Origin of the sequence: Amycolatopsis sp. (genome assembly GCF_035276945.1) — a bacterium.
GTDB lineage: Bacteria > Actinomycetota > Actinomycetes > Mycobacteriales > Pseudonocardiaceae > Amycolatopsis_E.
In genome coordinates this window covers 107,842-125,653 of the sequence record NZ_DATELF010000171.1, presented here as the reverse complement: position 1 = coordinate 125,653, position 17,812 = coordinate 107,842, and the positions used below count along the sequence as shown (strand labels likewise).

The following is a 17,812-nucleotide window of genomic DNA, read 5'->3' as shown; positions in this document are numbered from 1 at the left end:
GGGGAAACCCCGTGGTGGCCCGCGCGCCGGCGAAGGATTCTAACCGCAGTTCGTGCCGTCGACGGGCTTGAGGAACTCCGTCTTCGCCCACTTGTTCTCGGCGAGCTTGCGCCAGCCGTTCTGCACCACGGGCTCGGCGGCGGCCTCCGCGTTCTGGTTGAACTTGCCGACGATCTGCGCGTTCGGGTCGGGTGCGGAGCGGACGTTGAGCACGTCGGCCGTGACGGTGACCCGGCATCCGGGCGAGCCGCCACCGGTCGCGCTCACGGAAGCCTTCTTGTCCATCCCCAGGACGTAGATGAGCCCGATGCCCGCCAGCACGGCGAGGATGATCAAGGTCCGCTTCGGGATTCCCAGAATCACCGGCACTCCTCCGCACACGAAAAGTTTCCAGGTAAGGGTACCCAAACTGGGGGAGTTCCGGACAGACCCACGTACGGAAACCACTCGGTGGCGCCAACGTTTGTCAACGACCGACAACCTTTTGTGCGGCCATTGCGCTCTCGCGGGTCTTGACTTCCGCTCACGCCAGGTAAAGCTCGTGCCCGGCAGCGGGTCCCGGAAAGGATCGAACGGAAGGGACGCGCTCGTTCCCGGCCGGCGCCCGCACCAGATGTCCGCGAACCGCCCAGACCTTTCCCAGACTGTCCTTCACCCGCACCCCCGCACGCAGGTCAGGTCGTTCTCACGCCGGCTCAGCGCGGCCCGGCATGGACACCTTCGAACCATTTTGACGGCTCGCCACGGCAAGCCGGATCAGTACCACTTGTGGTACCGCGAAGGCGCTTCGCACCGTGGCCGAGTGGTGCGAAGCGCCTTCGTTGGTCAGAGGCGGCCTGTCAGACCTGGCCGATCTTCTTGGCCAGGTTCTCGTCCAGCGTCGCGAGGAACTCCTCGGTGGTCTGCCACGACTGGTCCTTGCCCACCAGCAGCGCGAGGTCCTTGGTCATCTTGCCGCTTTCGACGGTCTCGATGACGACCTGCTCCAGCTTGCTCGCGAAGCCGATCAGCTCGGAGTTGCCGTCCAGCTTGCCGCGGTGCTCGAGCCCGCGGGTCCACGCGAAGATCGACGCGATCGGGTTGGTCGAGGTGGGCTTGCCCTGCTGGTGCTGCCGGTAGTGCCTGGTCACCGTGCCGTGCGCGGCCTCGGCTTCGACCGTCCTGCCGTCCGGGGTGCGCAGCACCGAGGTCATCAGGCCGAGCGAACCGAAGCCCTGGGCCACGGTGTCGGACTGCACGTCACCGTCGTAGTTCTTGCACGCCCAGACGTAGCCGCCCTCCCACTTCAGCGACGCGGCGACCATGTCGTCGATCAGCCGGTGCTCGTAGGTCAGGCCCTTCGCGTCGAAGTCCACCTTGAACTCGTTGTCGAAGATCTCCTGGAACACGTCCTTGAACATGCCGTCGTAGGCCTTGAGGATCGTGTTCTTGGTCGACATGTAGACCGGGAAGCCACGGTCCAGGCCGTACTGCAGCGAGGCACGGGCGAAGTCCTCGATCGACTTGCGGTAGTTGTACATCGCCATCGCGACGCCGCCACCCTCCGGGTAGCGGGCGACCTCGAACTCCATCGGCTGCGAGCCGTCGTCCGGGGTGTAGGTGATGGTCACCGTGCCGGGGCCGGGCACCTTGAAGTCGGTGGCCTTGTACTGGTCACCGTGCGCGTGCCGGCCGACGATGATCGGCTTGGTCCAGCCGGGCACCAGCCGCGGGATGTTGGTGATGACGATCGGCTCACGGAAGATCACGCCGCCGAGGATGTTCCGGATGGTGCCGTTCGGGCTCCGCCACATCTTCTTCAGGCCGAACTCCTCGACCCGCGCCTCGTCCGGCGTGATCGTGGCGCATTTCACGCCCACACCGTGCTTCTTGATGGCGTTCGCGGCGTCGACGGTGACCTGGTCGTCGGTGCGGTCGCGCTCCTCGATGCCGAGGTCGTAGTACTCCAGGTCGATGTCCAGGTACGGGTGGATGAGCTTGTCCTTGATGAACTGCCAGATGATGCGGGTCATCTCGTCGCCGTCGAGTTCGACGACGGTGCCTTCGACCTTGATCTTGGCCATGAGCAGCGGTGCTCCTCTCGCGGATCCTCGCGTTCTGTCTCAGCACGGTGTATGCGGTACAAGCGTACTGCTAGAAGGGCGCCCACGCGTCGTGTGGTGACGTACGCCAGTCTCGCAGTCGCCGTCAGCGCGCTCGCACCGCCTCATCCGGGCCCGATTCCGCTGTCCAGGCCGGTGGTTCCGGCGTAGGTTCACCGAATGGATCGAGCAAGTCACCGGGCTACCATGAGGCTGGGAGGCACGACGTGCGCTTCGGGATCAAGACGAGGCCGGAACACACCACCTGGGAGGAGTTGCGGGACGTCTGGGTGGCGGCCGACGACATCGGACTGTTCGACTCCGCGTGGAACTGGGACCACTTCTACCCGCTCACCGGCAACCACGCCGGCCCGAACTTCGAAGGCTGGACGATGCTGGCCGCCCTGGCGCAGATCACCCGGCGCATCCGGATCGGCTGCCAGGTCTCGGGAATGATCTACCGGCACCCGGCGGTGCTGGCGAACATGGCCGCCACCATCGACATCATCTCGCGGGGACGGCTCGACGTCGGTCTCGGCGCCGGCTGGAACCAGGAGGAATGCGACGCCTACGGCATCGAGCTGCCACCGCTGCGTGACCGCTTCGACCAGTTCGACGAGGGCGTGCAGGTGATCATCGGGCTGCTCAGCCAGCCCACCACCACCTTCGAGGGCAAGCACTTCCGGCTCACCGAAGCCCGCTGCGAGCCGAAACCGGTCCAGCGCCCGCACCCACCCATCGTGATCGGCGGCCGCGGCCCGAACCGCACGCTGCGCGCGGTCGCGCTGTGGGCGCAGCAGTGGAACTCCATCACGCAAAGCCCCGAAGACTGGCGAGCGCTCAAGGAAACCCTGCTGGTCCGCTGCGCCGAGGTGGGGCGCAAGCCAGAGGAGATCGTCTGCTCGGTGAACGTCCGCATCGACCCCGGCAAGGGCATCGGACCCGCTGTCGAGGAAGCCGCGGCCTACCGCGACGCCGGCGTCGACCTGATCATCATGAACCTGCCCCATCGGGCCGAGCCCGGCATCCTGGAACCCCTTGCCGAGGCGCTGGCCCCGCTCGCTCAGGTCAACCCGTAGACACGGCAGGCGGTGCCGCCGAAGATCTCGTCGCGCTCGCCCGGTGAGAGCTGTCCGGTCAGGTCGGCGGCGGCATCGGCGCACTCCACGTATCCGGCGGCGAGCAGGCAGACCGGCCAGTCCGAGCCGAACATCAGGCGCCGGGGGCCGAAGACCTCGAGCGCCAGGTCGACGTAGGGGCGCAGACCCGCCACGGTCCAGTCCGGACCCGCCTCGGTGACCAGCCCCGACAGCTTCGCGACCACGTTCGGTTCGGCGGCCAGCTCCCGCAGCAGGCTCGCCCACGGTTCCAGTTCGCCGGACGCGATCGGTGGTTTGGACAGGTGGTCGAGTACGAAGGTTTGCCCGGGCAGCGATCGCACGGTGTCGATCGCGGCGGGCAGTTGGTGCGGCAGCGTGAGCAGGTCGAAGCACAACCCGGCGGCACCGATCGCCCGCAGCCCGCGCCGCACGTCGGGCCGGGTGAGCCAGTCCGGATCAGGCTCGCTCTGCACAAGGTGGCGGACGCCGGCCAGCCCGGGCAGGCTCGCCAGTGTGCCGGCGACGTCCGGCGCGGTCAGGTCCACCCAGCCGACCACACCGCCGACCAGCGGGGTTTTCTCCGCGGTGGCAAGGAATTCGCGGGTCTCGTCCACGCTCGGCAGCACCTGCACGAGCACGGTCCGGTCGATCACCGCTCCTCGCGCCTGGGTGGCCAGGTCGTCCACCGTGAAGGTCTTCCGGAGGGGTTTCATCGACGACCCGGCCAGCCACTCGTGCTCGCGCGCTCCGACGTCCCACAGGTGGTGGTGTGCGTCGACCCTCACAGCTCCGCCCACAACTCCTCCGGAATGTCCATGTTCAGGTGAGCGACGTTCTCGGCGACCTCCGCGGGCGTGCGCGCGCCCACCAGAACCGAGCTGACCGCCTTGTGTCGCAAGGGAAACCGCAGGGCGGCGGCCGCGAGCGGAACGTCGTATCCGTCGCAGAGCCCGGCCAGTTCGGTGACCCGGCGCCGCACCTCGGGCGGCACCGGTGCGTAGTCGAAGGTGGCGCCGGGTCCGGGATCGGCCAGCACGCCACTGTTGAACACCCCGCCGACGATGACCCCCACGCTCCGCTCGGCACACAGCGGCAGCAGCTCCTTTTCGGCTTCGCGGTCCAGTAGCGTGTAGCGACCGGCCACCAGGACACAGTCGATGTCCGTTTCGGTGACGAACCGGGACAGCATCGCGCTCTGGTTCATGCCGGCGCCGATCGCGCGCGCGGCGCCCTCGTCGCGGAGCCGGGCGAGGGCCGGATACGCGCCGCGGACGGCCTGCTCCCAGTAGTCGTCCGGGTCGTGGATGAGCAGGATGTCGAAGGCGTCCAAACCGGTCCGCTCCAGGCTTTCGGCCAGCGACCGGTACACGCCGTCCGCGCTGTAGTCGCGCACGCGGACCAGCGGTGGCGTGCCGTAGAAGCCTTCGTCCCCCTCGGCGGCGGGGCCTGGCCGCAGCAGCCGTCCGACTTTTGTGGACACCACGTGGTCCGTTCTGCCGCGCAGGAAGGCGCCGAGCCGTCGCTCGGCCAGACCGGCACCGTAATGCGGTGCCGTGTCGAAGAACCGGGTGCCCACGGCCCACGCCGCGTCGAGCGTTTCCGCCGCGGCCTCATCGGTCATCGCCGCATAGAGCCCGCCGATGGCCGAAGTGCCGAAGCCGAGCCTGCTCACCTTCACCCCGCTCCGGCCGAGCGTCGTCGATTCGATCATGTTCCCGCCTCATGCATCCGGCGCAGCCAGCGCTCCGAGGTACCGACGTGCAGCAGCGCGGCGGCCTGCGCGAGCGCGGCGTCGCCGTCGGCCAGCGCCGAGTAGATCGCCTCGTGCTCGGCCACCGTGCGGTGCGCCGAACTGGCTTCGACCATGCCACGCCACACCCGGGCGCGCAGGGTCCGGCCGGAGATGCCCTCCAGCAAGGTGGTCAGCGCCTCGTTTCCCGTCGCCGCCACGACGGACCGGTGGAACGCGGCGTCGTGGCGCACCAGTGATTCGATGTCGTCGCCCGCCTCGATCATCGCGTCGAGATGTCCCCTGATCTCGGCCAGCCCCTCGGCGGAGACCCGGGTCGCGGCCAGCCCGGTGGCCACCGGCTCGAACAGCCGCCGCACCTCGGTCAGCTCGAGCACGGTCTTGCCGTGCATGAGCTCGACCGCGACCCCGAGCCCTTCGAGGAGCACCGACGGTGCCAGGCTGGTCACGTAGGTGCCATCGCCGCGGCGGACGTCCAGCACCCGCGCCACGGACAGCGCCTTCACCGCCTCCCGCATCGAGCCGCGCGAGATGTTCAACTCCGCGGCCAGTTGCTGTTCGGGCGGCAGCTTGGCCCCGGGCTTCAGCTTGCCGGCCTGGATCAGCCGGTGGATCTCGGCGATCGCCTCGTCGGTCAAGGACACGGCGCGAGCTTATCCAGACATAAGATGTTTGTACACGCTACCGTGGCCGGATTGGTCATTGTTTTCGTACACGTTGCTTCCTAACCTAAACATACATCTGACGTTTGCCGCGGTCCCCTGGACGCACAAAGGAGTGTTGATGATGAGGTTTTCACGACCTGGTCGGGCAGGGAGGCGGAGCCGGCCGGCGACCGCGCTCGTCGCGTGCGCGTCCCTGCTGCTCGCCGCGTGCGGGAGCAACGGGGCGGGCGGGCAGACGATCGGCGTCGACTATCCCCGCTCGGACACCGACTTCTGGAACTCCTACATCAAGTACGTGCCGCAGTTCGCCCAGCAACTGGGGCTCACGATCAAGACCACCAACTCCCAGAACGACATCTCCACGCTGTCGTCCAACGTGCAGACGTTCATCAGCCAGGGCGTCAAGGGGATCGTGATGGCCCCGCAGGACACCGCGGCCATCACGCCGACCCTGCGGACACTGTCCTCGAAGAAGATCCCGGTGGTCAGCGTCGACACCCGGCCGGACTCCGGCGACGTGTACATGGTGGTGCGGGCGGACAACCGTGCCTACGGCGAGAAGTCCTGCCACTTCCTCGGGACCAAGTTGCACGGCACCGGCAAGGTCGTGATGCTGGAGGGCGAGCTGTCCTCGATCAACGGCCGCGACCGCACCGAGGCGTTCAACGACTGCATGGCCGAGAACTACCCCGAAATCAAGGTGTTCGGCGAGCCGACCGGCTGGGACGCGGCCACCGCACAGCAGAAGCTGCAGACCGACCTGACCGCGAACCCGGACATCAAGGGCGTCTACATGGAAGCCAGCTTCGCCCTCGGCGGCACGTTGCAACTGCTGAAGCAGCGCGGGCTGCTGGTGCCGCCGTCGGACCCCAAGCACGTGTTCATCGTGTCCAACGACGGGATTCCCGAGGAACTCAAGGACATCGCGGCAGGCCAGATCGACGCCACCGTCTCCCAGCCCGCCGACCTCTACGCCAAGTACGCCCTGCAGTACGTCAAGGACGCCGTCGCCGGAAAGACCTACCAGCCGGGCAAGACCGACCACGACAGCACGATCGTGCAGGTTCGCCCCGGCCTGCTGGAAGACCAGCTCGCGGCGCCGCTGGCGACCGCGGACGGTGGGGTCTACGGCCCGGTCCAGAGCGTCAAGAGTGACGACAAATCCTTGTGGGGCAACAACTTTGCGGGATAGCGCACCGGTCGCCGAAGCGGCGCACGTGACCAAGCGGTTCGGCTCCACGGTGGCACTCGACGACGTCGGGATCACCATCCAGCCGGGCGAGACCCACGCGCTGGTCGGCCGCAACGGTGCGGGAAAGTCGACCCTGGTCTCGATCCTGACCGGGCTGCAGGCACCGGACTCCGGTTCGGTGAGCTTCGGCGGGAAACCGGCGCCGAAGCAGGCGGACCGGGACGCCTGGCGCGAACGCGTCGCGTGCGTCTACCAGAAGTCGACGATCATCGGTGAGCTCACCGTCGCGGAGAACCTGTTCCTCAATCGCCATCAGCGTGGGCGGGCCGGCCTGATCAGCTGGCCCGCCCTGCGGCGCGAGGCCAGCGAACTGCTGGCGACCTGGTCGGTGGACGTCGACGTGCGACGGCCCGCGGCGGACCTGACCGTCGAGCAACGGCAGTTCGTGGAGATCGCGCGGGCGCTGTCCTTCGGCGCCCGGTTCATCATCCTCGACGAGCCGACGGCCCAGCTGGACGGCGCGGCGATCGAGCGCCTCTTCGAGCGGATGCGGCAGCTGCGCGGCCAGGGCGTCACGTTCCTGTTCATCAGCCACCACCTGCAGGAAATCTACGAGATCTGCGACATGGTCACGGTTTACCGGGACGCGCGGCACATCCTCACCGCACCGGTCGCCACGCTGCCGCGAGCCGACCTGGTCTCGGCCATGACCGGCGAAGCGACCGGGCTGCGCGACCCGGACCGACGGCAGGCGGCGGCCCGCACGGACAAGGTCGTGCTCGAGGTGTCCGGGTTGTCCGGACCAGATTCCTTCACCGACGTTTCCTTCCAGGTCCGGGCCGGGGAAATCGTGGGGCTGGCCGGGGCGGGCGGCAGCGGCAAGGCCGAGCTGGCGGAAACCATCGCGGGACTGCGGAAGGCGTCCGCCGGCGCGATCGACATCGCCGGAAAGCGGGCCAAGCCCGGCGACGTTCCGGGAGCGCTCGCGACCGGTGTGGGATTCGTCCCGCAGGACCGGCAGCACCAGGGATTCGTGCCGGAAATGACCATCGCGGACAACACGACGATGACCGTTCCGGACCGGCTCGGCCGCGCCGGGTTCATCAGCAGGCAGCGCCGAGACGCTCTGGGGCGCGGCGCGATCGCCAGCCTCGCGATCAAGGCGGCCGGTCCGGACCAGGCGGTTTCCGGTCTGTCGGGCGGAAACCAGCAGAAGGTCGTGATGGCAAGGGCACTGGCGGGTGATCCCCGGCTGCTCGTGTTGATCACGCCCACCGCGGGCGTGGACGTGCGGTCCAAGGAATTCCTGCTGGGCAAGGTCGAAGAGGTCGCCGGATCGGGCACCGGGGTGCTGCTCGCCTCGGACGAACTCGACGACCTGCGCCTGTGCGACCGGGTGCTGGTGCTGTTCCAGGGCAGGCTGGTGGCCGAGTTGCCGTCCGGCTGGCGCGACCACGAACTGGTGGCACGGATGGAAGGAGTCGACCTCGGTGGGAACCGGTAAGGGCGGCCTGCGGGACGCGCGGCTGGACGAGGAAGGCGTGGCACCGGAATCGCCTTCGCGCGCTCCGCGGCTGGGGGGCCGGATCGCGCTGGCCCGGCTGCGGGATCTGGCGCTGCTCCCGGCGATCGTGGCGATCGCGATCGTCGGACAGCTGGTCAACCCGGTGTTCCTGCAGTACGACAACCTGATCAACGTGCTGCAGACCATGTCCGAAATCGCGCTGCTGGTGCTGGCGGAAACCCTGGTGCTGGTCATCGGCCGGATGGACCTGTCGCTGGAGTCGACGTTCGGCCTCGCGCCCGGCGTCGCCGCCTACCTGACGGTGAACACGGGCGCCGGCATCGGCGTGCTGTCCGGTGGCTGGGCGGTGCCGGTCGCCCTCGCGGTCGGCGTGGCGATCGGGGTGATCAACGCCCTGTTCATCGTGCGGTTCCGGCTCAACGGGTTCATCGTGACGCTGGGCATGCTGATCGTGCTGCGCGGCCTGCTGACCGGCTTGTCCGGCGGTAAGACCTTCTTCAACCTGCCGCCGTCGATGATCTACCTGGGTACCTCGATCTGGTTCGGCATGCCGGCGTCGATCTGGATCTGCCTGGTGCTGTTCGCGGGCGGGATCGTGGTGCTGTCCATGACCCGGTTCGGGCGGTCGCTCTACGCGATCGGCGGGAAGGTGGACGCGGCGCGGGCGGCCGGTATCCGCACCGAACGGGTCCTGGCGATCGTGCTGATCACCGCGAGCGCGCTGGCCGCGCTCGGCGGGCTGCTGCTGTCCGGACGGCTCGCCTCGGTCGCGGCCGCCCAGGGAAACGGCACGATCTTCACCGTGTTCGCCGCGGCGGTCATCGGCGGGGTCAGCCTCAGCGGCGGCAAGGGCACGGTGTTCGGCGCGTTCACCGGCGTGCTGCTGCTGTACCTGATCCAGAACGTGCTCACCCTCGGCGGTGTGCCGGCGCAGTGGATCGGCGCGCTCAACGGCGCCATCATCCTGGTCGCGCTCGTGCTGTCCCGGCTGACCGGCGGCAAAGCGCAGGATTGAGCTTGGTATAACCAACAAGTAATTGCAGGCGGTTCGTTAATCACCGCATTGTCCCGATGGGTAAGCGCTTCCCCGTTCCTTTTCGGGCAAACTATCGGGCAATTCCACCGAGTACGGTCCGGAGGCTGTCAGGCTGGTTTCCCCAAAAACCGAAGAGGGGGAACACCAATGCCCAACGAAGAAATTGTCGGCAGGCAGCTACCGGAGCAGCCTTTCGCGGGCCGGCGCCTCGGCCGGCACGTCGAGCACGACCCCCGTTCGCGCGACTATCCCGCCGAGCGGGCGCCGAAGATCGTGAGCGTGACGCACCGAGCCGCAGGTCTGCCGCTCGACCAGGGCGACATCGGCTCGTGCACGGCGAACGCGCTGTGCGGCGCGCTCAACTCCGCGCCGAACTTCACCGGCAACTCCCCGCTGGTCGAAAGCGACGCGATCCGCCTGTACGAACTGGAGACCAAGCTCGAAGGCAAGCCCTACCCGCCCAACGACCCCGGCGGCACCGGGCTGATGGTCTGCAAGGCGGGCGTGCAACTCGGCCTGATCAGCTCCTACCACCACGCCTTCGGTCTCCGGCACGCGCTGGAGGCGCTGGTGGCCCGGCCCGTGATCACCGGGGTCACCTGGTACAGCAGTTTCGACCACCCCGATCCGAAGACCGGCCTCGTCAAGCTGACACCGGACGCCACGGTTCGTGGTGGGCACGAGGTCGTCGCCGACGGCATCGACGCCGAAAAGAAGCTGGTCTGGTTCTGGAACAGCTGGGGCCCCGGTTACGGTCTCGGCGGCCGGTTCTGCATGGGTTTCGACACCTGGGACGAACTGCTGCACGATCAGGGCGACGTGACCGTCCCGATCAAGTAGCTCGTTAGGGCGAACCGCTCGTCGCTCGAGGAAACCGCCCGGCGCAGACACCGTTCCGTCACTCCTGCGTCACTGTGGGAATCGGCACCATATGGGCATGCTCGACCGCTGATCGAGAGAAAGCGAGACGCAGCGTGCCCGACTCTGGAGATCCCGCCCGCCGACCCCACGAGACCAGCCTGGACGACCTGCTCCGGGTCGCGACCGAGAACACCCGCCCGAGTACGGCGGCGCGGGCGGTGCTGCCCGTGCTGGTGACCGCGTTGGCCGTGTGCAGCGGCGTGTTCGCGGCGGGCATCGCACTGCAAGCGGCCGCGTGGTCACTGGCCGGCCTCGCCTGGCTGCTCTGGCTGGCCCGCCTGTGGTCCGCACGGCTGGGCAATGTGTGAGGCGGAGGGTGTCCGCCGCGGCAGGTAATCGCGGCGGACACCTTCCTACTTGGGCCGCACCAGCCAACAGCCCAAGCGATCAGGGCACCCTCAGGTCCCGCTCCCGCGGCTGTCCCCGCCCCGGGAGCGTTCACCGGATACACGTGCCGGCTTTCAACCCGGTTCACCGTTTCACCCCCGAGTCCCGCCACGCCCGCGAGTCCAGCCCCCGTGACACCCGAGTCCAACTCCCGCAACCCGCGAGTCCAGCCCCGCGACACCCGAGTCCAGCCCCCGCAACCCGCGAGTCCAGCCCCCGCGACCGGCGAGTGGAGCTCCCGCAACCGGCGAGTGCTTGGCCGGACCTCACGCGAATCCGATCTTTCCGGCGAGTCCGTCCGGGACGAGACGGGAGCGATGGGTCCCCGGCGACCACCACACGGCGTGCAGGCCCGGCACATCGAGAACGGGCAACGATTCCCGCTCGTACAGTGAGGAATCACCCAGCTCACCGGCGGAGAAGACGAAATCCACCTCGTGCCCCGGCTGTCCGTTCACACGAAACGGTGCTCCAGCACTGCGACCAGGGACGCGCTCCACAGTTCTGCGCCGAGTTCTTCGAGAATCTCGCGGTGCACGGCTTCACCGGCCAGCTCCCCGAATTCCACGGAACCACCCGGCGTGCGGGCGTAACCGGCCACGGATCCATCGGCACCCTCGCAGACGAGCAGGGCACCGTCAGCAGGGCGAACGATCACCGCCAAGGCCTTGACCCGGATCACGGGGTCAGCTTGCGGAATCGACGGCTCCGATGACGTGCGAATATGGAGCCATGCCGAACAAGCTGCGACTGACCGGCGACGCCGAGGCGGACAAGCTGCTCTCCGACGACCCGTTCGCCCTGCTCACGGGCATGCTGCTGGACCAGCAGATAGCGATGGAGGTCGCGTTCGCCGGGCCGAAGAAGATCGCGGACCGGATGGGCGGGTTCAGCGTCACCAAGATCGCCGAGGCGGACCTCGACGCGTTCGTCGAGCTGTGCGTGACCAAGCCGGCGATCCATCGCTACGGCGGGTCGATGGCACGGCGGGTGCACGCGCTCGCCCAGCACATCGTCGAGCACTACGACGGGCGAACGGAAGGAATCTGGGTCAACGGAGACCCGGACGGCAAGAAGGTCCTGCGCCGGCTCAGGGCGTTGCCGGGCTACGGCGACCAGAAGGCGCGGATCTTCCTGGCGCTGCTCGGCAAGCAGCTCGGCGTCCAGCCGAAGGGCTGGCGCGATGCCGCCGGTGCCTACGGCGAAGACGGCTCGCGGCGGTCCATCGCCGACGTCACCGGGCCGGAGTCACTCGCCGAGGTCCGCTCGTTCAAGAAAGCCACCAAAGCCGCCGCCAAAACGTCCTGACGGACGCGCGAAGGCCGGACTCGCCCGACACCAAAGCCCGACTCGCCCGACACCAAAGCCCGACTCGCCCGACACCAAAGCCCGACTCGCCCGACACCAAAGCCCGACTCGCCCGACACGAAAGCCCGACTCGCCCGTCGCGAGAGGGGGACTCGCGAGGTCAGCTGGGGTGGGCGCCGACAGTGTCCCGGATCTCCTTGCCGAGGCGCGAGTCGGCCTCTCGCGCGCAGTGGGCACAGCAGTAGAACCGGCCCTCGACCTCGACGCCGTGGCCCAGGATCCGGCATCCACAGTGCTCACACTGCGGCGCGATGCGCTGGGCCGCGCATTCGAGGCTGTCGAACGTGTGGACATCGCCGGTTACCGTGCGCACCTCGAAGGACATCCAGTAGTCGTTCCCGCAGACATCGCACCTGGCCATGGCCCCAGCGTGCGCTCCCTCGCGGCCCCCGGCAACTCAGGCGAACCGATCAGGTGGTACGCGCGGTATCCAGGCCGGACGACCTTGAAATCCCGCCGCCACAATGCATCAAGCAGGCGTACGCATGAGACGTCCACAATGGACCATTTCGGAAAACCGGCCATTTAGTTGTCTTTTCAGACAAATTCGCGGATTCGGCCACCCGCAAGGGGCTCGACGGCACCGCGCGGCCCACCTACCCTGGTTTCTGCGGAGGTGGTCAACGATGCGAGCAGTTGTTGGAGACCGGATCCTCGTGCACGGACGTACGGTCGGGTCCGGTGAGCACCAGGGCGAGATCATCGAGGTGCGCGGCGAGGAAGGCCGCCCGCCCTACCTGGTGAGGTTCACCGACGGGCATGAGGGGCTGGTGTTCCCCGGATCGGACTGCGAGGTCACCTCTCCCACCCGCTGACCTCGCCGGCCGACCACGCTGAGCAGCGCGGCGAACCGCCCGGCAAAAGCTACCTCAGCCGGTGCTGCATCGGCGGGTTGAACGACCAGGCGCACAGTCCCCAAAAGAACAGCACGAACGCCGCGCCGGTCGCGGCGACGGGCATGCACGCCAGGACGACGGCCAGGCGTGCCGCTCGGCCAGCAGGCCGGCTGGCACGCGACCTTCGCCGTGGTCGCGCTGATCGGCGTGCTCGCGACGGCCGCCATCGCCAAACTCGTGCCGCAGCAGGGCCGTCCGCCACAGGCGTCGCCGCGTGGCGAGCTGGATGCGTTCCGGCGGCCGCAGGCGTGGTTCGCGCTGGCGATCGTCACCTTCGGGCTCGGTGACCTGTTCGCGTCGCTGTCCTCCGTCACACCGATGCTGACCGGCATCGCCGGGTACGGCTTCGCGAGACGTCACGCTGCTGCTTTCGCTGGTCGGTGTCAACATGACGGTCGGCAACTCGCTCGGCGGCCGGCTCGCCGACAAGGCGCTGGTGCCCAGCCTCCACGTCGCACTGATCGGGCTGGCCACGGTGCTCTCGCTGTTCACGGTCACCGCGTACAGCAAACCCGGCGCGGCGATCACGATCTTCGCGGTCAGGGTCGCCGGATTCACGGCAGGGCCGATGACGCAAACCCGGATCATGCAGAAGGCCGGTGGCACGCCGTCGCCGGTGCCGGCGGCCGTGCAGTCGGCGTTCAACATCGCCAACTTCATCGGGGCCTACCTCGGCGGCATAGTGATCGCGGGCGGCTTCGGCCTGGTCGCACCGAACTGGATCGGCGCGACGCTGTCCGTCCTCGGCCTGGCTCGCTGGACCGCCGGGAGGAGCGCGACCGGACGCGACCGCCTGATCAGCCGCCGAAGGGCACGTTGGTGATGGTGAACGCGAAGAACAGGATCACCAGGCCAAGGCCGGTGTAGCTGAGCACGTCGACCGGCCTGCCGCGGACGGCCAGCAACCCGGCTCTGGTGCTGGGCAGCACTGCCCGGAACACGGCCGCCACGAGCAGGGCGCCACCGACGATGACGGCACCCTGCCGCCAGTGGTACTGCGCGATCCGAAGCGCGGCGACCGCCACCAGCACCAGCACCAGGGCGAAGGGCACCTGCTCCAGCCCCGCCGGGCGGCTACGCGACGGCGCTGACACGCTCTGCCGCCTCGACGACGTTGGCGATCAGCATCGCCCTGGTCATCGGACCGACCCCGCCGGGATTCGGGGACAGCCAGCCGGCCACCTTTCCGGCTCCCGGCGCCACGTCACCGGTCAGCTTGCCGTCGACATGGGACACGCCCACGTCCAGCACCGCCGCGCCGGGCTTGATCATGTCCGGGGTGATGATCCCGGGCACGCCGGCCGCGGCGATCACGATGTCCGCCCGGCGGACTTCGGCGGCGAGGTCCCGGGTGCCGGTGTGGCACAGGGTCACCGTCGCGTTCTCGGTACGGCGGGTCAGCAGAAGACCGAGGGGACGCCCGACGGTGACACCACGGCCGACCACGGTCACGTTCGCGCCATCGATCGGCACCTGGTAGCGGCGCAGCAGTTCGACGATCCCGTAGGGAGTGCACGGCAGCGGTCCCGGCTCGCCGAGCACCAGCTTGCCCAGGCTGACCGGGGCCAGGCCGTCGGCGTCCTTGGCCGGGTCGATGCGCGCGAGGATCGCAGCTGTGTTCAACCGATTCGGCAGCGGGAGCTGCACCAGGTAACCATGGCAGGCCGGGTCGGCGTTCAGCTCGTCGATCACGGTCTCGAGCTTGTCCTGGCTGATGTCGGCGGGCAGGTCACGGCGGATGGAGTCGACCCCCACCTTGGCGCTGTCCGCGTGCTTCATCCGCACGTAGGCGTGTGAGCCGGGATCGTCGCCGACCAGCACGGTACCCAGCCCCGGCACGATGCCCCGCTCCTTGAGCGCGGCAACCCGTGGCCTGAGTTCCGCGAAAATGGCGTCCTTGGTCGCTTTGCCGTCAAGAAGCGTCGCAGTCACTCCTCCATTCTGACAGAGAACACTCTCCGTCACGCCGACTCGACGCTATGTACCTCACATGAGGTATAAGCACAGGTCACTGGGCTCACGGGTGCGGGCGGTGTGCATTCGGAGCGTCCACCAGTCAAAATGGCACGGTGGCGACACCGACGACCCAGCTGAACGCGACCGAACAGGACACCCTGGTCAAGCAGATCGGGCTGGCCCTGTTGCGAGCCGCACCGCGCGACTGGCGGCGGGTGACCGCGCAGTACCGCGCGGTCGGCCGGTATCACGAGCTGACGGGGGAGGTCCTCACCGAAGACGGCACGGCGCAGGAGTGGCTGGCCACTCACGACATCGCGACCCTGTTCGGCAGGCTGCGGGCTGGTATGTACCGGGAGGGGCGCGGAACGTGGTTCAACGCCCGGTACCAGCTCGACCACCCATCGAGTTACAACCTCGAGTACGACCGGGACGAGCCCCGCTGGAACCTGGCGCCGCCGCCGCAGGCCTACTCCGACGAGCTGCGCGTGTTCCCGCGCTCGGAGGAAAACATCCCGGAGTGGCTGATCCGGCGCCTGTCCGGGCTCGGCCCCGAACAGCCCGGCCCGCGCTTCCGGATGGCGCGGATCTTCGACGGGCAGGACGCGAACGGCCGCCCGGTGTTCAACCGGCCCGAGCTGGACTCCGACGAACTGGACCGGTTGTTCGAGTACCTCGCCTCGGCGCCCGTGGCGGTCTCCGAACGTGGTCTCGACCTCGACCGGCTCGCGCCGAGCCCGGTGCCGAAGGTGCCCGTGGCCTTCCACACCGACGGGGTGTGGATCTGGCCCGCCGCGGTCAACTACTACCTGCAGGAATACAACATCGCGCCGGAAAACGAGCTGGTGGCGCACATCCGGTCCACCGGCTTCTCGGTACCGGAGGTCCCGGAGGGGACCCTGCAGGCGGCCGTCACGCACCTGGGCCGTCCCGTCCCGTCGTCACCGCCACCGCGCCCGCCTCGGCCGGCGCCCGAGCCGACGCAGGTCGCACCGCCGGTCCCGCCGCCGGCCCGGGAGCACGAGCCGTCCTACGAAGAGCACTTCGAGGCCGAGGCGCACGAGGAGGAGCCCGAGAAGGAGCAGCACCGGTCCAGCGCCGAGCAGCCCACCACCTTCACGCCGGCGATTCCCGCCGACGCCGGTCCGCCCACCGTCGCCGATCCCGGACCGCCGACAGTGGCCGATCCCGGTCCGGCTCCCGCTGGGGGCGAGCCCCCGGAACCCGACTGGGGGCAAGCCCCCAGAACCCCAGCCACCGTGGCCGATCCTGGGCCACCGACGATGGCGGCGCTTCCCCCGGAAAGGCCCGAACCACGGGAAGCCGAGAGCCCCGTACCGCACCCCGAACCCGCGCGACTGGTGACTCCCACGCCGACGCCGTCCGCTCCCCCGGCCGTGCCCTCCGAACCGACGCTCGGCTTGCTGCGCGACCGGCTGGACGATCTCGGGGTGGCGACCTCGTCCTACCGGATCGGCGAACCCGCCGAGCACGGCTGGAGCCTGGAAAAGCTCGACGCGGGCTGGCGCGTCGGCTGGTACGACCAGGAGCTGACCAACCCGGCGGTGTTCGGCGACGTCGAGGACGCCGCGGCGTTCATGCTGGGCAAGCTGCTGCTCGACGGCGGGAGCAAGCCCGTGCCCGAAAACATCGACGAGACGCAGATCAACGGTCGACGTGCCGCACCGCCGCAGCACCGGGAGGAGCCGCCCGCTCCTGAGCCGATCTCGGAACGCCTGGACGAGCCGGAACCGGACAGTGGGCCGCCGACGATGTTCGCCCCGCCCGTGTCGCCGCCTCCCCCGCCCCCCGCGCCGCGCCGGGACGCCCCGCCCCGGCGTGTGGAGAACGCGCGACCGGCGGCGTCCGCCGGTTCTGGAGGCTCGGGGAATCAGCAGTGGCCGGTCCAGCCGTTGTCCGGTGAACCGCCGCTGACCCTGTTCCGGGGCAAGGAGATGCGGGAACTGCCCCCGGGTAGCGAGCTCGACCGCTTCGGCAACCCGAACGGCAACCTCACCTACGCCGCTGGGACGCCGTTCGAGGAGCGCTCGCTGGTGCCGGAGTGGGTGAACCGCCCGTACCACGTCTACCGCGTCCAGCGCCCGCTCGAGGCGCTGGCCGGGGTGGCGATCCCGTGGTTCAACCAGCCCGGTGGCGGCGCCGCGTACCTGCTGCCCGCCTCGATCGAGGAACTCCTGGCCGACGGAGACCTCGTCGAGCTCGATCCGGGCGAGCCTCCCATCGACTGACCTCGCCGCCGTCGAGCGGGAGCGGGCAGCAAGCCCGCTCTCGCTCCCAAGGAGTCAGGAGGAGATGATGAGCCCGTGCGCGGCGGCGAAGGCGATGGCGGTGTCCAGGTCGACACGGGCGCCGGTGAACTTCGCCTGGACCAGGGCGTCGGCGTCCAGTTTGGCGCCGCGAAGGTCGGTTTCGGAAAGGTCGGTGCCGAGCAACCGCGCCGCCCGTAGATCGGTGTCCCTGAGCCGCGCGCCGGAAAGGTTGGCCTCGACGAGATTCGCTTCGCGGAACCGGAGCCCGGAAAGCTCGCATTGGCGAAGGTCCGCCCGGCCCAGGCTCACCAGCGTGAAATCGGTCTCCCGCACCTTGATCTTCCGCAACCGGCAGTCCACAAAGGACGATCCGAGAAGTGAGCAGCCGGTCCAGGTGATCTCGGCGAGCACAGTGCGGTCGAAGACGCACGAGCGGAACGCGGTGCTGTCGTGCTTCGACTCGCCGAGATCGGTACGGGTGAAGTCGCACTCCTCGAACGTGCAGCCTTGGGTGACGAGCCCGCGAAGGTCCGCCTCGGTGAAGTCACAGCGCACGAACTTCCGTTTCTCCCACCGGGACTGGGGTAGCACGGCGTCCCGGTAGTCCTCCCCGATCTCCACGTCGTCCACGGCACGAGCCTGCCAGACCTGAGCCGGTACGCGGA

The 17,812-nt window shown here is 68.8% G+C and carries 20 protein-coding genes and 1 pseudogene; 10 read left to right on the top strand and 11 right to left on the bottom strand.

Annotated elements, in window-relative coordinates; all coding sequences use genetic code 11:
* Window positions 1–39: 39 nt before the first annotated feature.
* On the bottom strand, window positions 40–363 hold the full coding sequence (locus VJT49_RS31100) for an SH3 domain-containing protein (protein WP_324168530.1): 324 nt from the start codon (window positions 361–363) through the stop codon (window positions 40–42).
* 476 nt (window positions 364–839) lie between these two features.
* Complete coding sequence (locus VJT49_RS31095; protein WP_324168529.1) at window positions 840–2,063, bottom strand: NADP-dependent isocitrate dehydrogenase; 1,224 nt, start codon at window positions 2,061–2,063, stop codon at window positions 840–842.
* 245 nt (window positions 2,064–2,308) lie between these two features.
* Here VJT49_RS31095 and VJT49_RS31090 point away from each other — a divergent pair, with 245 nt between their 5' ends.
* Window positions 2,309–3,160: a TIGR03560 family F420-dependent LLM class oxidoreductase gene (locus tag VJT49_RS31090; RefSeq protein ID WP_324168528.1), complete on the top strand. Its 852-nt coding sequence runs from the start codon at window positions 2,309–2,311 to the stop codon at window positions 3,158–3,160.
* On the opposite strand, the gene VJT49_RS31085 is transcribed toward VJT49_RS31090, so the two are convergent.
* Genes VJT49_RS31085 through VJT49_RS31075 form a run of 3 tightly spaced genes read right to left on the bottom strand, consistent with a single transcriptional unit; the run spans window position 3,145 to window position 5,575 of the window.
* Window positions 3,145–3,966: an amidohydrolase family protein gene (locus VJT49_RS31085; protein ID WP_324168527.1), complete on the bottom strand. Its 822-nt coding sequence runs from the start codon at window positions 3,964–3,966 to the stop codon at window positions 3,145–3,147. The two genes, VJT49_RS31090 and VJT49_RS31085, sit on opposite strands and share 16 nt — an antisense overlap.
* The gene (locus VJT49_RS31080) at window positions 3,963–4,892 is read right to left on the bottom strand and encodes an aldo/keto reductase (RefSeq protein WP_324168526.1); all 930 of its coding nucleotides are present in this window, start codon (window positions 4,890–4,892) and stop codon (window positions 3,963–3,965) included. The genes VJT49_RS31085 and VJT49_RS31080 overlap by 4 nt, the downstream gene beginning before the upstream one ends.
* Window positions 4,889–5,575, bottom strand: a complete 687-nt coding sequence (locus VJT49_RS31075) for a FadR/GntR family transcriptional regulator (RefSeq protein ID WP_324168525.1) — start codon at window positions 5,573–5,575, stop codon at window positions 4,889–4,891. The genes VJT49_RS31080 and VJT49_RS31075 overlap by 4 nt, the downstream gene beginning before the upstream one ends.
* Before the next feature lie 139 nt (window positions 5,576–5,714).
* Here VJT49_RS31075 and VJT49_RS31070 point away from each other — a divergent pair, with 139 nt between their 5' ends.
* From VJT49_RS31070 to VJT49_RS31050, 5 genes are all read left to right on the top strand, one after another.
* Window positions 5,715–6,788: a sugar ABC transporter substrate-binding protein gene (locus VJT49_RS31070; RefSeq protein WP_324168524.1), complete on the top strand. Its 1,074-nt coding sequence runs from the start codon at window positions 5,715–5,717 to the stop codon at window positions 6,786–6,788.
* Window positions 6,748–8,292, top strand: a complete 1,545-nt coding sequence (locus VJT49_RS31065) for a sugar ABC transporter ATP-binding protein (protein ID WP_414636124.1) — start codon at window positions 6,748–6,750, stop codon at window positions 8,290–8,292. Before VJT49_RS31070 ends, VJT49_RS31065 begins: the two co-directional genes overlap by 41 nt.
* Window positions 8,279–9,328, top strand: a complete 1,050-nt coding sequence (locus tag VJT49_RS31060; RefSeq protein ID WP_324168522.1) for an ABC transporter permease — start codon at window positions 8,279–8,281, stop codon at window positions 9,326–9,328. Before VJT49_RS31065 ends, VJT49_RS31060 begins: the two co-directional genes overlap by 14 nt.
* Before the next feature lie 168 nt (window positions 9,329–9,496).
* Complete coding sequence (locus tag VJT49_RS31055) at window positions 9,497–10,189, top strand: hypothetical protein (protein ID WP_324168521.1); 693 nt, start codon at window positions 9,497–9,499, stop codon at window positions 10,187–10,189.
* A 134-nt stretch (window positions 10,190–10,323) separates the two neighbouring features.
* Complete coding sequence (locus VJT49_RS31050; RefSeq protein ID WP_324168520.1) at window positions 10,324–10,578, top strand: hypothetical protein; 255 nt, start codon at window positions 10,324–10,326, stop codon at window positions 10,576–10,578.
* A 345-nt stretch (window positions 10,579–10,923) separates the two neighbouring features.
* On the opposite strand, the gene VJT49_RS31045 is transcribed toward VJT49_RS31050, so the two are convergent.
* Window positions 10,924–11,115: a hypothetical protein gene (locus tag VJT49_RS31045; protein ID WP_324168519.1), complete on the bottom strand. Its 192-nt coding sequence runs from the start codon at window positions 11,113–11,115 to the stop codon at window positions 10,924–10,926.
* Window positions 11,112–11,339, bottom strand: coding sequence for an NUDIX domain-containing protein (locus VJT49_RS31040; protein WP_324168518.1), 228 nt, complete (start codon window positions 11,337–11,339; stop codon window positions 11,112–11,114). Before VJT49_RS31040 ends, VJT49_RS31045 begins: the two co-directional genes overlap by 4 nt.
* 50 nt (window positions 11,340–11,389) lie before the next feature.
* Between VJT49_RS31040 and VJT49_RS31035 the strand changes: the two genes are divergently transcribed.
* The gene (locus VJT49_RS31035) at window positions 11,390–11,965 is read left to right on the top strand and encodes an HhH-GPD-type base excision DNA repair protein (RefSeq protein WP_324168517.1); all 576 of its coding nucleotides are present in this window, start codon (window positions 11,390–11,392) and stop codon (window positions 11,963–11,965) included.
* A gap of 160 nt (window positions 11,966–12,125) precedes the next feature.
* Here the strand turns inward: VJT49_RS31035 and VJT49_RS31030 are convergent, their stop codons facing one another.
* Window positions 12,126–12,386, bottom strand: a complete 261-nt coding sequence (locus VJT49_RS31030) for a Prokaryotic metallothionein (protein WP_324168516.1) — start codon at window positions 12,384–12,386, stop codon at window positions 12,126–12,128.
* A gap of 265 nt (window positions 12,387–12,651) precedes the next feature.
* Between VJT49_RS31030 and VJT49_RS31025 the strand changes: the two genes are divergently transcribed.
* Both VJT49_RS31025 and VJT49_RS31020 read left to right on the top strand, forming a co-directional pair.
* Window positions 12,652–12,840, top strand: a complete 189-nt coding sequence (locus VJT49_RS31025) for a DUF1918 domain-containing protein (protein ID WP_324168515.1) — start codon at window positions 12,652–12,654, stop codon at window positions 12,838–12,840.
* A 165-nt stretch (window positions 12,841–13,005) separates the two neighbouring features.
* Window positions 13,006–13,744: pseudogene (locus tag VJT49_RS31020) on the top strand (MFS transporter); the annotation flags it as partial.
* Here VJT49_RS31020 and VJT49_RS31015 read toward each other — a convergent pair.
* Together VJT49_RS31015 and VJT49_RS31010 are read right to left on the bottom strand one after the other, a co-directional pair.
* Window positions 13,719–14,015 (bottom strand): DUF3017 domain-containing protein, encoded by a 297-nt coding sequence (locus VJT49_RS31015; RefSeq protein WP_324168514.1) that lies wholly within the window; start codon window positions 14,013–14,015, stop codon window positions 13,719–13,721. The pseudogene VJT49_RS31020 and the gene VJT49_RS31015 sit on opposite strands and share 26 nt — an antisense overlap.
* Complete coding sequence (locus VJT49_RS31010; protein ID WP_324168513.1) at window positions 13,996–14,853, bottom strand: bifunctional methylenetetrahydrofolate dehydrogenase/methenyltetrahydrofolate cyclohydrolase; 858 nt, start codon at window positions 14,851–14,853, stop codon at window positions 13,996–13,998. Before VJT49_RS31010 ends, VJT49_RS31015 begins: the two co-directional genes overlap by 20 nt.
* A 137-nt stretch (window positions 14,854–14,990) precedes the next feature.
* Between VJT49_RS31010 and VJT49_RS31005 the strand changes: the two genes are divergently transcribed.
* Window positions 14,991–17,126 carry a TNT domain-containing protein gene (locus VJT49_RS31005; protein WP_324168512.1) on the top strand — a complete coding sequence of 712 codons (2,136 nt, stop codon included), beginning with the start codon at window positions 14,991–14,993 and terminating at the stop codon, window positions 17,124–17,126.
* A 54-nt stretch (window positions 17,127–17,180) separates the two neighbouring features.
* Here VJT49_RS31005 and VJT49_RS31000 read toward each other — a convergent pair whose 3' ends face one another.
* Window positions 17,181–17,768 (bottom strand): pentapeptide repeat-containing protein, encoded by a 588-nt coding sequence (locus VJT49_RS31000; protein ID WP_324168587.1) that lies wholly within the window; start codon window positions 17,766–17,768, stop codon window positions 17,181–17,183.
* Window positions 17,769–17,812 lie beyond the last annotated feature (44 nt).

Excerpts from the sequence above, each read along its gene's own strand:
- VJT49_RS31095 (WP_324168529.1), bottom strand. The coding sequence starts at position 2,063 with ATGGCCAAGATCAAGGTCGAAGGCACCGTCGTCGAACTCGACGGCGAC.
- VJT49_RS31080 (WP_324168526.1), bottom strand. The coding sequence starts at position 4,892 with ATGATCGAATCGACGACGCTCGGCCGGAGCGGGGTGAAGGTGAGCAGG.
- VJT49_RS31070 (WP_324168524.1), top strand. The coding sequence starts at position 5,715 with ATGATGAGGTTTTCACGACCTGGTCGGGCAGGGAGGCGGAGCCGGCCG.
- VJT49_RS31055 (WP_324168521.1), top strand. The coding sequence starts at position 9,497 with ATGCCCAACGAAGAAATTGTCGGCAGGCAGCTACCGGAGCAGCCTTTC.
- VJT49_RS31035 (WP_324168517.1), top strand. The coding sequence starts at position 11,390 with ATGCCGAACAAGCTGCGACTGACCGGCGACGCCGAGGCGGACAAGCTG.
- VJT49_RS31030 (WP_324168516.1), bottom strand. The coding sequence starts at position 12,386 with ATGGCCAGGTGCGATGTCTGCGGGAACGACTACTGGATGTCCTTCGAG.
- VJT49_RS31025 (WP_324168515.1), top strand. The coding sequence starts at position 12,652 with ATGCGAGCAGTTGTTGGAGACCGGATCCTCGTGCACGGACGTACGGTC.